Source organism: Synechococcus sp. ROS8604 (assembly GCF_014279655.1).
Taxonomy (GTDB): domain Bacteria; phylum Cyanobacteriota; class Cyanobacteriia; order PCC-6307; family Cyanobiaceae; genus Synechococcus_C.
This window is the reverse complement of the sequence record NZ_CP047946.1, coordinates 109323-123407: the sequence shown is the minus strand read 5'-3', so window position 1 is coordinate 123407 and position 14085 is coordinate 109323. Positions and strand designations below refer to the sequence as shown.

General features: G+C 56.3%; 12 protein-coding genes and 1 pseudogene. 6 read left to right on the top strand and 7 right to left on the bottom strand.

Annotated features, from left to right (window positions below):
• Positions 1 to 41 precede the first annotated feature (41 nt).
• The gene (mgtE, locus tag SynROS8604_RS00585) at positions 42 to 1496 is read right to left on the bottom strand and encodes a magnesium transporter (RefSeq protein WP_186544740.1); all 1455 of its coding nucleotides are present in this window, start codon (positions 1494 to 1496) and stop codon (positions 42 to 44) included.
• A 77-nt stretch (positions 1497 to 1573) separates the two neighbouring features.
• Here mgtE and SynROS8604_RS00580 point away from each other — a divergent pair, with 77 nt between their 5' ends.
• Entirely contained in the window at positions 1574 to 2053 is a 480-nt protein-coding gene (locus tag SynROS8604_RS00580) for a glutathione peroxidase (RefSeq protein ID WP_186544739.1), read from the top strand.
• Here the strand turns inward: SynROS8604_RS00580 and SynROS8604_RS00575 are convergent.
• Genes SynROS8604_RS00575 through gyrB form a run of 4 tightly spaced genes read right to left on the bottom strand, consistent with a single transcriptional unit; the run spans position 2043 to position 5164 of the window.
• Positions 2043 to 2456, bottom strand: coding sequence for a CrcB family protein (locus tag SynROS8604_RS00575; protein WP_186544738.1), 414 nt, complete (start codon positions 2454 to 2456; stop codon positions 2043 to 2045). The genes SynROS8604_RS00580 and SynROS8604_RS00575 overlap by 11 nt on opposite strands.
• Complete coding sequence (locus SynROS8604_RS00570) at positions 2456 to 2866, bottom strand: CrcB family protein (RefSeq protein ID WP_186544737.1); 411 nt, start codon at positions 2864 to 2866, stop codon at positions 2456 to 2458. The genes SynROS8604_RS00575 and SynROS8604_RS00570 overlap by 1 nt, the downstream gene beginning before the upstream one ends.
• A complete protein-coding gene (locus SynROS8604_RS00565; RefSeq protein ID WP_186544736.1) occupies positions 2859 to 3197 on the bottom strand; it encodes an SH3 domain-containing protein in 339 nt (112 codons plus the stop codon). Before SynROS8604_RS00565 ends, SynROS8604_RS00570 begins: the two co-directional genes overlap by 8 nt.
• On the bottom strand, positions 3197 to 5164 hold the full coding sequence (gyrB, locus tag SynROS8604_RS00560; RefSeq protein WP_186544735.1) for a DNA topoisomerase (ATP-hydrolyzing) subunit B: 1968 nt from the start codon (positions 5162 to 5164) through the stop codon (positions 3197 to 3199). The genes SynROS8604_RS00565 and gyrB overlap by 1 nt, the downstream gene beginning before the upstream one ends.
• Positions 5165 to 5350: 186 nt before the next feature.
• Here gyrB and miaA point away from each other — a divergent pair, with 186 nt between their 5' ends.
• Together miaA and infC are read left to right on the top strand one after the other, a co-directional pair.
• A complete protein-coding gene (gene miaA / locus SynROS8604_RS00555; RefSeq protein ID WP_186545733.1) occupies positions 5351 to 6250 on the top strand; it encodes a tRNA (adenosine(37)-N6)-dimethylallyltransferase MiaA in 900 nt (299 codons plus the stop codon).
• 53 nt (positions 6251 to 6303) lie between these two features.
• On the top strand, positions 6304 to 6942 hold the full coding sequence (gene infC, locus SynROS8604_RS00550) for a translation initiation factor IF-3 (protein ID WP_186544734.1): 639 nt from the start codon (positions 6304 to 6306) through the stop codon (positions 6940 to 6942).
• On the opposite strand, the gene SynROS8604_RS00545 is transcribed toward infC, so the two are convergent.
• Positions 6933 to 7712 (bottom strand): dienelactone hydrolase family protein, encoded by a 780-nt coding sequence (locus SynROS8604_RS00545; protein ID WP_186544733.1) that lies wholly within the window; start codon positions 7710 to 7712, stop codon positions 6933 to 6935. The two genes, infC and SynROS8604_RS00545, sit on opposite strands and share 10 nt — an antisense overlap.
• Positions 7713 to 7815: 103 nt before the next feature.
• On the opposite strand from SynROS8604_RS00545, the gene SynROS8604_RS00540 reads away from it, so the two are divergent.
• The 3 genes and pseudogenes from SynROS8604_RS00540 to SynROS8604_RS00530 all read left to right on the top strand — a co-directional run bounded on the left by SynROS8604_RS00540 (position 7816) and on the right by SynROS8604_RS00530 (position 11179).
• Positions 7816 to 8805, top strand: coding sequence for a GntR family transcriptional regulator (locus SynROS8604_RS00540; RefSeq protein WP_186545732.1), 990 nt, complete (start codon positions 7816 to 7818; stop codon positions 8803 to 8805).
• A gap of 77 nt (positions 8806 to 8882) precedes the next feature.
• Positions 8883 to 9623: pseudogene (gene epsC, locus SynROS8604_RS00535) on the top strand (serine O-acetyltransferase EpsC); the annotation flags it as partial.
• Positions 9624 to 9685: 62 nt separating this feature from the next.
• Positions 9686 to 11179: an FkbM family methyltransferase gene (locus tag SynROS8604_RS00530; RefSeq protein ID WP_186544731.1), complete on the top strand. Its 1494-nt coding sequence runs from the start codon at positions 9686 to 9688 to the stop codon at positions 11177 to 11179.
• Positions 11180 to 11182: 3 nt separating this feature from the next.
• Here SynROS8604_RS00530 and secA read toward each other — a convergent pair whose 3' ends face one another.
• The gene (gene secA, locus SynROS8604_RS00525; RefSeq protein WP_186545731.1) at positions 11183 to 14035 is read right to left on the bottom strand and encodes a preprotein translocase subunit SecA; all 2853 of its coding nucleotides are present in this window, start codon (positions 14033 to 14035) and stop codon (positions 11183 to 11185) included.
• Between the last annotated feature and the right edge of the window lie 50 nt (positions 14036 to 14085).

Below are 14085 nucleotides of genomic sequence, written 5' to 3'. Positions count from 1 at the left end.
TAGTTCTGTAAAGACTAACCCTAAGAAACGTAAACGAACTCTCAGAAAGCGAGCGAAGCGAGTAAATGAGTAGAAATACTCGTGCTCTCGAGCAACTGGGGCGCATGAAGCAGCAACCACTCCGCTGTTTTCAGATAAATAAATACGCCCGCTACGTCTGTGGCTGTGGTGATGAAGGGGGCTGACATCAGGGCGGGATCGAGGCCCATGCGGTTAAACAGCAACGGCAAGGCAGCACCAGCCGTGGCGGCCAAGGTGGTAATTGCCAACAAACTGATGCCAACCGCCATCCCCACAAGCGGACCGTCGCCACGCCACCAAGCGAATGGCACCACCACCAAAAGCATCAACAGGCCCAGCAAGGCACCGGCGAGCGCCTCCCTCACAACCGCACGCCAGGGGCCCAAGGGTTGAATCCGTTGGGTGCTCAGTCCACGAATCACCACCGTGGAACTCTGGGCACCCACGTTTCCACCGGTCCCAATCAACAAAGGAATAAAGGCCGCAAGCATCACCACCTCACGCAACACGGCATCGTTCATCGCGATCACCTGGGTTGTGAAGCCGTTCGCAATCACCAGCACCGCAAGCCACACCACGCGACGACGCGCCACGGTGAACAAATTGCTCTGAAAATAATCATCCTCATCCCCGGCCTCCACCGCACCAGCGGCGTAGAGGTCACGGGTGGCTTCCTGCTCGATCACGTCGATGACGTCATCCACCGTAACGATCCCCACAAGACGACGTTCCCGGTCCACAACAGGCACGGCCAGGAAGTCGTAACGCTGAATCGCTCTGGCCACCTCCTCTTGATCGGTGTCGGTGCCAACGCTCACCACTTCCCGCGTCATCACATCACCAATGCAATCGCTGGGATCGGCCGTGACCAAATCTCGCAACGACAAAATTCCGGTGAGGTGTCGCTGCCCATCCGTGACATAGAGGCTGTAAATCGTTTCGGTTTCTCGTGCACGGCGGCGAACGATGCTGAGAGCCTGCGAAGCCGTCTGAAATTCCTTGAGATCGATGTATTCCGTTGTCATCAAACGGCCAGCCGTTTCAGGGGCATAACCAAGCAACTGGGCGGTCACACGCCGCTCGGCGGGACTGAGCTCCACCAAAAGACGGCGGACCACCTTGGCCGGGAGCTCATCAAGCAGGCGCACCCGATCATCGGGTGACATCTCCTCCACGAGCTCCAGCACTTCGTTGGAACGCAGCCGCTCCAACAAGCTCTGCTGAATGGCTGGCTCAAGGTATTCGTACACCTCAATCGCTTCGTCCTTGCCGAGCAGTCGAAAGGCCAGTGCCTGAAGCGTTCTTGGAAGGCAGCCAACGGCTTCTGCCACATCGACAGGCTGAACCGGTGCCAACAGCAACTTGACGCCGTCGTAATTGCCAACGGACAACATCGACTCCAGTTGCTGAGCGACAACCTCAGCCACCAAATCATTTGTGACGCTCACACCACTGAGGCCGTGGGCTTCCTCCATGCTTTCCGCCCAGCCCTTCTAATCCTAAGTGGGTCTGCAGCCGGTTATCGTCGGCGCCGATTGCACCCTCCATCGTTATGGCTCCCAACATCAGCAACGTGTCCGTCAACACCCCTGACGGCGCCAACAAATCACTCGGCTCCTATTCCGGCAAAGTGCTGTTAATTGTGAACGTGGCGAGCCGTTGCGGCTTCACTCGCCAGTACAGCGGCCTTCAAGCGCTGCAAGACAGCTACGGCGCTCAAGGACTGCAGGTATTGGGTTTCCCCTGCAACGATTTTGGCGCACAAGAGCCCGGGTCTTTAGAGGAGATCAAAAGCTTTTGCTCCACCACTTACAACGCCAGCTTTGAGCTGTTCGACAAAGTGCATGCCACCGGTAGCACCACGGAGCCCTACACCACCCTCAACAAAACAGAGCCAAGCGGCGATGTGGCTTGGAACTTTGAAAAGTTCCTCGTGGGCAAAGACGGCACGGTGATCGCGCGTTTCAAGAGCGGCATTGAGCCCGATTCCGATGAACTGAAAACTGCTATCGAAGCCGCCCTTAAGGCCTAACCAAGCTCCGGCCAGAGACGACACCCAGGGCTGCGGCACCAAGCCCCAGCCCCAGGGTGAGTCCAATGAGCCCAAGAGCAGCCAACCAGTCGCCTTGCGCGATGAAGACCACGCAGTCCACCATCCAACTACTGAAGGTGGTAACGGAACCGCAGAAACCGATACCGATCAACAGTTGACGTTTCGGACGAAGCGGAAGCCCTACCAGCCAACCTAGAACGAGTGTACCTAGCACGTTCACAATCACGTTGTTGTCTTGCAGATGACTTCCGACCTGCCAACGCATCACAGCGCCAGGAACGGCACCCAGAGCAACGAGCAACAGTTCGCTCAGGTCTTTCCTCAAGCTGAGCCGATTCGTGGTGGCATCGATGTTGTTGGTGGTGGATGAAGACTGCGGCATCAGAGACCTCCTTCCGCCAAGCCAAGCCCGTAGCCAAAGCCAGCCGCCACCAAGCCACCCACAATCGAACCCACACCTAGGAACAGCGCTTCCAGCCAATTCCTCTGCTTCAGGGTGTTGAGCAACTCAACGGCAAAGGTGGAAAACGTGCTGAGGCTGCCAAAAAAGCCCACTCCAATCAATAAGGTGAGCCCGGCAAGTCCTTTAGAGGTTGCGCAGGGATCATTCACTTGCAGGCCAAGCACCAGACCGAGGGCAAAGGCGGCAACGAGATTGACAGCAAAGGTTCCCCAATGCTTGCGGGGAACCATCGGCTCGAAGTGATTGACAATTCGCAGACGAAGCCACGCACCAGGAATGGCGCCAATCCCCACCAGCACCACCTGACCTGCGGTGAATGCTTCAGCCATGCACCCATCCCCGAATTGACTGAAAACCAGCTGGCAAACCCTGGCTTGAAGACACCTGAACTTGAATCCAATCGCGGCCGTCGTCTCCCCGCCAGTGGCGCAACATCTGGAGAGGAGTGCCTAACTCCAGACGGCGCAGAGCAGGAGCTGCCACCAAAGGGCTGGAGCGCAACACACAGCACTCACCGCTGAGGAGGGGGCCTTTGCCCTCCTGCCGGCGCAAAGGGGGAAGCCGCCGCTGAGCACCTCCAGCGGGCAAGGCCGCAGGTGCCATCAAGGCCACGCCAAGCAGCCAACCCCAACGCAACACAACCCCTGTCGACATGCGCATTAGATGTCGAGTGAGGCCATGTCCAAATCGGCGCTATGAGTTTCGATGAATTCACGACGAGGCGCCACTTTGTCGCCCATCAGGATCGTGAAGATGCGATCCGCCTCCAGCGCGTCTTGCACTTCCACCCTCTTCATCATGCGCGTGGAGGGATCCATCGTGGTTTCCCACAATTGCTTCGGCATCATTTCACCAAGGCCCTTAAACCGCTGAATGTTGTAGTTGGCTTTCTCACCAAATCCAGCCAAAGTTGTTTGCAATTGCTGCTCGTTGTAGCAATAGGTGTGATTTTTTCCGCGCTCAACCTTGTAAAGCGGCGGACAAGCGATGTAGATATATCCACCTTCCACCAATTCCTTTTGATAGCGATAGAAGAAGGTAAGGATCAGCGTCCGAATGTGCGCCCCATCCACGTCTGCATCTGTCATGATCACAACCCGGTGATAGCGAAGATTTTTAACATCAAAGCCTTCACCCTTAATCCCCAAGCCAAGGGCTGTAATCAGAGCTTGAATCTCAGTATTTTTGTAGATCTTGGCGTCGTCAGTTTTCTCAATATTGAGAATTTTTCCCCGCAAGGGAAGAATCGCCTGAAAACGGCGGTCGCGGCCTTGCTTGGCAGAGCCACCAGCGGAATCTCCCTCCACGATGTAGATCTCAGATTCAGAAGGGTCTCGCGTGCTGCAATCGGCCAACTTGCCAGGCAGCGTTGAACTCTCCAGCACGCTTTTGCGGCGAACCAGCTCACGGGCCCGGCGAGCTGCTTCCGCCGCATTAAAGGCCTGGATCGCTTTCTCCAGGATCATGTCGATCACGCCTGGATTGAATTCCAGGTACTGGCTCAACGACTCTCCAACCAAGCTGTCAACGATGCCGCGAACTTCGGTATTCCCCAGCTTCGTTTTTGTTTGACCTTCAAACTCAGGCTCGGGAACCTTCACCGAAAGGACAGCGGTGAGGCCTTCGCGAATGTTTTCGCCAGCCAAATTTGAATCGGAGTCTTTGCGTTTGCCCCGTTTCTTCGCAAACGTATTCAGGGTGCGTGTGAGAACGGTTTTTAAACCTTCGATGTGCGTACCGCCATCCACCGTACGGATGTTGTTCGCGAAACCCAGAATGCTGTCGGAATAAGCATCAACGCACCACTGCAGTGCTGCCTCCACGGATACACCATCTTTTTCTGAATTCACATAAATAATTTCTGGATGCAGAGGATCTTTCTCCGCATTCATATAGGCAACGTATTCCTTAATTCCACCTTCGTAGAAATACAGCTCCTCACGGGGCTGGCCCTCTGAATCCCGGGCAGCCGGTCGCTCATCGCGAAACACGATGCGCACACCACCATTCAAATAAGCCAGCTCACGCAATCGCGCCGAGAGCGTGGAGTAATCAAACTCAATGCCAACCGTGAAGATCTGATCATCCGGCTTAAAGCAAACGCTGGTGCCAGTAAGCCCATTCTCCTCCGCGGGCTGCGGCTCTGAAACAAGGCTGCCGATGGCGGCACCGCGCTCAAAGCGCTGGCGATGCACCTGGCCTTGGCGGCGCACGGTGACTTCAACCCACTCGCTCAGGGCATTAACGACTGAAACACCAACACCATGCAAACCACCCGAAACCTTGTAACCACCAGCTCCAAACTTGCCGCCGGCGTGCAACACCGTGAGCACGGTTTCCAGGGCGCTTTTCCCGGTGCGGGGATGAACATCCGTGGGGATTCCACGGCCGTTATCACTCACAAACGCTGAGCCGTCTTCTCCGAGAACAACCGTGATCTCGTTGCAATGCCCAGCCAGGGCTTCATCCACGGCGTTGTCCACCACCTCGTACACCAGGTGATGCAGCCCTCGCGGACCGGTGGTACCGATGTACATTCCCGGGCGCTTACGCACCGGCTCCAGGCCTTCAAGAACCTGAATTTGTTCAGCGCCGTAGGCAGCTTGAACTTTTGCGGCTTCGCTCATGCGCTCGTCGTAGGCCCAGCCACCTTTTCATCTTCAACTTACCACCGGTATCCCAGAGGCGCTCGTAGAAGCCTCTGACGCGTCATTTTTAAAGGGGATGCACCCGTCGTTTCTTCGATGAAACAGAGCAGCTCTGAATTCGGAACCACAGCCGAGGCAACAGTCAACGCAAAAGACAACGCAAACATCAATGCAGAGGCTCCCCTGGTGGTGGCGCTGGTGGGGCCGACGGCGAGCGGCAAAACCGCGCTCGCGCTTGAGCTTGCTGAGCACTTCCAGCTGGAGATCCTCAACATCGATTCTCGCCAGCTTTACCGAGAGATGGATATCGGCACGGCCAAACCCACGGCCGAGCAACAACGGCGCGTGACCCATCACCTCCTCGACCTGCGCTCCCCTGATCAACCGATCACTCTTCAGGAGTTTCAGCAGGAAGCCGCTGCAGCCGTGAGCCAGGTGCTCAAGGATCGAGGCGTGGCCTTTCTAGCCGGAGGCAGCGGCCTGTATCTGAAGGCCCTCACTCAGGGTTTGCAGCCTCCGGCCGTGCCCCCTCAAGCCGAGCTGCGCCGCCAACTCAGCTCACTGGGTCAAGAGAACTGCCATCAACTCCTCCAACAGGCCGATCCCCCAGCGGCCGCAAAGATCGCTCCAGCAGATGCGGTTCGCACCCAACGCGCTCTGGAGGTGCTGTACGCCAGCGGCAAACCGATGAGTGAGCAACAGTCGAGCAATCCGCCGCCCTGGCGCGTGCTGGAGCTCGGACTCGACCCCGTGGAGCTGCGATCGCGCATCGCCCAACGAACTCAACAGATCTATCAGGAGGGCTTGATTGAAGAAACGCAGCGACTGAGCCAGCGCTATGGGCCTGACCTTCCCATGCTGAAAACGATCGGCTATGGCGAAGCACTCGAAGTGCTGCAAGGAGGCCTGAGCGAAGCGCAGGCCATCGCCACCACCACCCAGCGCACGCAGCAATTTGCCAAGCGGCAGCGCACCTGGTTCCGCCGCCAACACAATCCCCACTGGCTCACAGGTCAGGATGCGCTCAGCGAAGCGATGAGCCTGATCGAAGCAGGTCTAGGCTGAAGAGCAATATCTGCTGAGCACCGCTTTTCATCAGCAGTCCTTCACAACACTGAATGCCTCCACGTCCTCGCTTTGACCGTCGCGCCCCCGTCCGGGAGCTCCCCAACATCAATGACCGCATCAATTACCCCCAGTTAAGGGTTGTTGACGCAGACGGCGAGCAGCTTGGGGTGATCGACCGGGAAAAAGCATTAGAAGTTGCGCGTGAGCGCGAGCTTGATCTCGTTTTAGTGAGCGAGAAAGCCGATCCGCCGGTATGCCGGATCATGGACTACGGCAAATTCAAATTCGAGCAAGAAAAGAAGGCCAAAGAAGCGAAAAAAAAATCGCACCAGACCGAAGTTAAAGAGGTCAAAATGCGTTACAAAATTGATTCTCACGATTACGACGTTCGCATCGGCCAAGCGCAGCGCTTCCTCAAAGCGGGCGACAAAGTGAAGTGCACGGTCATTTTCCGAGGACGGGAGATTCAGCACACCGCCTTGGCCGAGGTCTTGCTGCGCCGCATGGCCAAAGACCTTGAAGAGCCTGCAGAAGTGCAACAGCCCCCGAAGCGCGAGGGCCGCAACATGATCATGTTCCTCACACCCCGCAAAGCGCCGCTCTTGAAGAAAGACAAGGAAGAAGGCGCTGGTAATAACGCGGTGCGCACCATTCCTTCACCGGCGCGTCGGATCAGCTCTCAAGACTGAACCGCTTCCAGAAGCAGCCTCCAGCCCTCCCTCGCTGAGGCCTGGTCATATTGATCACGGGCTTCACACATGAAGCCGTGATCAGCCCCTTCAAAAACGCTGTAGCGCAAACGAAGCCCGCTGGGATCCTCCGCTTGTAAGGCAGCTTGTATCGCCCGCTGATCTGAGCATGGGATCAGGGGATCGATGCTGCCGCACAAACAATGCAGCTCTCCCTGCACCGAGGTCAGCAGCTCCAAGCTGGGGGGGCCTCCACCGGGCCGCCCACGGCTCACCCCAGCCCCATAAAAATCAAAGCTCACTTGCACCTCCGCCAGGGTGGCGGCCAGCAATGCGGCATGCCCCCCGAAGCAAAAGCCCACCACGGTGATCCGCAGAGATGAATCACTGGGGGCTAGCTCCTGCCGTAACCAAGCGATCGAGGCTTGAACATCGACGAGGATACCCTCGGTGCTCGTGGCCTCCTTATGGCGCCGCCCTTCACGGGTGGACTCGGGGTCATACCCCAGCTCCAGCTCTGGGGCCGTGCGCGCAAACAGCGGCATCGCCAGGGCCGGAACACCCGCTGCCGACAAGCGGTCGGCCACACCCCGCACCCAGGGGTTCAAGCCAAAGATCTCGGGAAGCACGATGACGGCATGGGTGGCTGGCTTCGCGCTGTTGGTGGGCGCCCACCAGCAGCGCAAGGGCACCGGACCGGTGTTCACCATCAACCAAGACCCTGGCGATGGCTCGGGAAGCACAGGAGGAAGAATGGAAGGATTGGGCATCAGCGCGTGAAGATAAGCCGCTAGATCGGGTCATGGGGCAGCTCAACAATTGTCACCAAGCCGCCCAGTCCTTAAGGTGGCCACATCAATCCGGTCCACCGGCGTGCGATTCCACATCCAACAGGAAAGCGACATACCGGCATCGACCCAGCTCTACAACCAGATCTGTTTCGCCATCGCCGCCCGGCACTACCCTCCTGGGCATCGTCTTCCGAGTACAAGACAACTAGCGATGCAGACCGGCCTGCATCGCAACACGATCAGCAAGGTATACCGCCAGCTCGAAACCGATGGGGTGGTGGAAGCGATGGCAGGTTCTGGGATCTACGTCCGCGATCAACAGAAGCCAAGGGAGATCCGAACCCCGCCCCATATCCGCAACCGTGGCGTCACCGATCTCGATCGAGAGGTGCGCAAGTGCGTGGATGGCCTGCTCAACGCGGGTTGCACCCTGCAGCAAACCCGAGAACTGCTCACGCGGGAAATCGATTGGCGCCTGCGCTGCGGCGCCCGGGTGCTCGTGAGCACCCCACGAGAAGACATTGGCGCTTCGATGCTGATCGCAGAAGAACTCGAACCCAACATCAACGTGCCCGTGGAAGTGGTGCCGATGGAAGAGCTGGAGAGCGTGCTTGAGAACGCCAGCAATGGAACGGTGGTGACCAGCAGGTACTTCCTTCAGCCCGTGGAAGAGCTCGCCAAGAAGCACGGCGTGCGCGCTGTGGCCGTGGATCTCAACGACTTCAAAGCGGAATTGGGGATGCTCAAAGAGCTCCGCCAAGGCAGCTGCGTCGGCCTGGTAAGCATTAGCCCCGGCATCCTGCGAGCCGCTGAGGTGATCCTGCACAGCATGCGCGGCAACGACCTGCTGCTGATGACCGCCACTCCAGACATCGGCAGCAGGCTACTGGCCCTTCTGCGCGCCTCCAGCCACGTGCTGTGTGATCGACCCAGCATGCCGCTGGTGGAGCAAAGCCTGCGTCAAAACCGCTCCCAACTGATGCGCATGCCCCAAGTGCACTGCGCCGAGAGCTACCTCAGTGGTGACACGATCGAGCTCCTCCGCAAGGAAATCGGTCTGGTCAGCCACTGATCAGGCCCTGATCCGACGCGATGAGGGATGCCCGCACGAGATGATGAGCGCACTAGCCACAGGCTCAAAGCAGCAAGGCCATGCTTGATCAAATTCGGGCCGACTTTGCGATCATCCGCGAACGAGATCCAGCAGCGCGCGGACCTCTCGAGATCCTGCTCTGCTATCCAGGCTTTCAAGCGATCAGCCTGCACAGATTGAGCCATCGGCTCTGGCACTCCCGCCTACCGCTGAAATTGCCGGCACGCCTTCTCAGCCAGCTGGGGCGAGGAATCACCGGAATCGAGATCCACCCGGGCGCCACGATCGGCCGCAGCGTCTTCATCGATCACGGCATGGGAGTGGTAATCGGTGAAACCAGCGAAATTGGCGATCGCTGCCTGCTCTATCAAGGTGTAACCCTCGGCGGTACGGGCAAAGACAGCGGCAAGCGTCACCCCACACTCGCCAACAACGTTGTGGTGGGAGCCGGCGCCAAGGTGCTGGGGGCCATTGAGGTGGGCGCTAACACAAGAATCGGAGCAGGCTCAGTGGTGGTGCGCAGTGTGGAACAGAACTGCACCGTGGTGGGCATCCCTGGACGAGTGATTCACCAGAGCGGTGTCCGCATTAACCCTCTCGCTCACTCAGCCTTACCGGATGCAGAAGCGAATGTGATCCGCAACCTGATGGAGCGAATTGATCAGCTGGAAAATCAGGTTGGCGAATTGCAGAGCTGCCTTAACGCCGTATCAGCAGGGAGTCCAATTCGTGAAGGGAGTGCAGGCCAATCCCAAAACCTCAAGGATCGAGAAATCCTTGAGTTTTTAGGGGATTAAACACAATTGTTTTTAAGATTACCATTATTGTTCCAACCAAGACTATTGTACATTTTTGAATTATGCATCAATACTGGAAGCATAGAATTAAAAGACTGATCAAAGCATTACTCCCTGCCAGCGCCAAAGACATTGAAGCAGTGGGGGCTCAGCTCAAGACCATCGAAAACCAACTCGAATCAGCAACCCGTCAAGGGAAATCTTTAGAGCGAAAATTAGACCACACAACGCATCTACTGCGTGAAGCAGACGATCAACTGAAATGCTTCCAAAACCGTCTTCAACACCTCGAGACCCTTGCCATACGCAATAACCATCGACAGGCCTCTTATTTCGGTGCTAATCGCACCGCGAGCTGGAATCTTGACAACCTATTCTTCATCGTCAATGTTCCTGATTGCGGCTTTCCCGCCAACCTGATTAGAGATTCAGCCTACGAAGAAGAGAATTATCAAATCACCCAATATCTATGGGATTGGGAACGAACATTTCTAGATATTGGTGCCAATTGCGGAATTTTTGCGGCACGACTTGGTCATCTCACACGGAGGATCCCCACCCAGATCTTCGCTTTTGAGCCCAACCCTGAAATGCATGAACTCTGTGCTACGAATTTTTTCAACAACGGCTTAAGCCATTGCCAAGCGATTCAAAGCGCCGCATCAAATACATCCTCCCCTTTAAGTCTTTGGGTGAACCCTCACCACACCGGAGGCGCCAGCGTCACGCCTCAGTCCAGCCAAAGCGAGCAACAAGGAAGCGAGCTCCAGACAAGAAAGGAAGTACAGGTGAATTCCACAACGGTTGACTCATTCCTACAACAAAAAAAGATTAATAAACCATCCTTCGCGAAGATTGATGTTGAACATCATGAAGGCCAGGTCCTTGAAGGGATGAAGCAAACGATAACCTTTATGGCGAATGACAACGAGACTTTTGGCATCATTTTTGAATGTTTAGATGGCCTTGTACCCAAGCCATTAAGAGCAATGCTGGACACAGCTACCGAGCAAGGCTATGGCTTATTTCAAGTCATCTCGAGAGGACGCCTCACAAGAATCTCCACAGAAAACATTATCAATTTCCCTGGCTATCTGCTACTTCTCAACAAAGCACTGATAGCAAAGAAACTTCAACCACTATCTACCACCAATGCTTTTCCTGAGTTCGCAGCCAACCAACTCGAGATCCCGATCGCAGCGATGATAACGACATCCATCTCTTCCATCCACCACCAATCAATTCCAGCGGGACCATCTGAAATTCGCTACACGGCTCCGGAAGATTCCAAAATTCATCTTATTGCCCATGGCCCTTATTGCAGCCTTCACCAAGGGAACTACCGCATTCGATTAGAGCTACTGGAAGCAAAAGGCATCACAATTCAGCTCAAACACGACATCTCTCACAACATTCAAACCAAATCAAATAAAGATGGTAGCTGGAGCTTCGAATTAGATCACTACACGAACAACTTAGAAATTTTACTTTACGCATCTGGCGCAGACCAGGGCATTGTCAAAAACATATTGATTGTCGACGAGACCGGGCTTTAACCCTCAAGCAGATGTTGACTGAGCCGTTGCCGGAGGTGCCGGCTGGAACATAAACATCGAATAGATCACGTTACGGCGCATATTTGTCATCATTTCCAGGAACATGTCGTAGCCCTCATTTTTATATTCAATCAACGGATCTTTCTGGCCATAACCCCGCAATCCAACCGATTCACGCAAGGCATCCATAGCTTGCAGATGTTCACGCCAGAGCGTATCAATCTGCTGCAAGATAAAGAAACGCTCCGCCTCTCTCATCAGCCCTGGGCGCAACTCCTCGATTTGCCCTTCTTTGAGATCGTAGGCGTTGCGTAATTGCTCCTGAAGGAAGGCCTTGAGATCCTCCATTGAGAGGCCCTGGAGTTGATCGGGCTGCAGATCTTCGAGCAAATAAACAAACTCCTTCACCTTGCTCACAAGCTGGGAGACATCCCATTCCTCGGGCGGGAGGTCTGGATTCACATAGGCCTCAACGATCTCATTCATGGTGCGCTCTCCGTAACCAATCACCTGCTTTTTCAGTTCACGGCCATCAAGCACGCGACGCCGTTCGGTGTACACCGCTTTGCGTTGATTGTTCATCACCTCGTCATACTCAAACACCTGCTTACGGATGTCGTAGTAGTACGTCTCAACCTTCTTTTGCGCCCCCTCAAGTGAGCGCGTAAGCATGCCCGATTCAATCGGCATGTCTTCTTCCACCCGGAAGGCATTCATCAAGCCAGCTACACGCTCACCTCCAAAGATGCGCAGGAGGTTGTCACCCAACGAAAGGAAGAACCTGGTGCTTCCAGGGTCACCCTGGCGGCCCGCACGGCCGCGAAGCTGGTTATCAACCCGGCGTGATTCGTGACGCTCCGTGCCGATCACGTGCAGGCCTCCAGCCTCACGCACGCCCATCTCCTCCTGTTTCACCACGGCGTCGTATTCGCCTTTCACCTGGGCGATGGCGGCACGCAACTGAGCAATCTCGGGATCCTCCGTGGGGGCTTTCTCCGCTGCCGTGGCAATGCGATCTTCCAGTTCGATCACACTCAGCGCGCGATCACCCCATGCCTTCACCAACTGCTTAGCCAGCTCCACCAGCGCCTGATCCGTCTCCTCCGTGAGCTGGCAGGGATAGAGGTTGCCAATCGCCTTGGCTTCACTCGGGGCATTGCCGTGGGGACCACTCGCTGGAGCCGATTCGGAGAAACCACCACCGCCATCAGCACTGCGCTGCAGCGGCACCGGAGGCCGGTGGCCATCTTCCGGCCGTACCAGCCGGGGAAGCAGCACTTCACGCAGCTTGAGACGCGCCATGTAATCGCTGTTACCGCCAAGAATGATGTCGGTGCCGCGGCCCGCCATGTTCGTGGCAATGGTCACTGAGCCAGCCCTACCAGCCTGGGCCACGATTTCCGCCTCCCGCTCCACATTTTCCGGCTTGGCATTCAGCAGGTTGTGGGGGATGTTTTCCTCCGCAAGCAAGGCACTCAGCAACTCACTTTTCTCAACACTGGTGGTGCCCACCAACACGGGGCGTCCTTGCTTATGCACCTCAGCGGTTTCTTTAGCGACGGCACGCCATTTCGCCGTTTCGGTTTTGTAGACCTGATCCACCCAATCCTGACGGGCACGCACCCGATTCGTCGGCACGATGGCGGTCTGCAAGGAATAGGTTTTTTCAAATTCCGTTTCCTCTGTTTTGGCCGTACCGGTCATCCCGGCCAAACGGGGATAGAGCAGAAAGAAATTCTGGTAAGTGATCGACGCCAACGTTTGCGTTTCTGGCTGAATCTCTAGGCCTTCCTTGGCCTCAATCGCCTGGTGCTGTCCATCACTCCAACGCCGGCCCGGCATCACCCGGCCCGTGAACTCATCCACGATCACCGCCTCACCATCGCGGACGATGTAATTCACATCACGAACAAACAGCTCCTTGGCCTTCAGGGCATTGGTGATGTAGTGAGCCCATGGATCCTGAGGGTTGTAGAGATCAGCCACGCCAATGAGGGCCTCAGCTTTGGCAAATCCCTCATCGGTGAGTGTGGAACTGCGCTGCTTTTCATCCACCTCGTAATCACCTTCGGGGTCGATACCGTCTTTTCCCATTTCGGCGGCCCTTTCCAGGGCGTTCGCCACCTCTGCAGCCTTCTGGTATTTCTCTTGAGGCCGTTCCACTTGGCCCGAAATAATCAAAGGCGTACGGGCTTCATCAATCAGGATGGAGTCGACTTCGTCGATCACGCAATACTGAAATTCGCGCTGCACCACCTCATTGATGTCTGCGGCCATGTTGTCGCGCAGATAGTCAAAGCCAAGCTCTGAATTGGTGGCATAGGTGATGTCACAGCCGTAATTAATCCGGCGCTCAGCGGGCGTCATGTCTTGCTGGATCAAGCCCACCGAAAGCCCCAGGAATCGATGCACTTGCCCCATCCATTCCGCATCGCGGCGGGCCAAGTAGTCATTCACCGTGACCACATGCACACCGCGGCCGGTGAGCGCATTGAGATAGCTGGGGAGGGTGGCAACGAGCGTTTTGCCCTCACCGGTTTTCATCTCGGCGATCTGCCCCTCATGCAGCACCATGCCTCCGATCATCTGCACATCGAAATGGCGCATGCCCAGCACCCGCTTGCCGGCTTCCCGCACCACAGCGAAGGCCTCGGGCAGCAACTCGTCTAATAGGGGTCTTTGTTTATCGAGAGACCCGGCAGCTTCCAAGCGCTGGCGAAACTCAGCCGTGCGGCGGCGTAGATCACCGTCGCTCAGCGGCGCAATCTCCTCCTCAAGCAGATTGATGTCAGACACGATCGGCTGATAACGCTTCAGCTTGCGGGCGTTGGGGTCACCCAGCAGGAGCTTGAGCATGGAAATCGCCAAATCGTCTGCAGCCCAGATTACTGAGAGCGAGGGGTGTG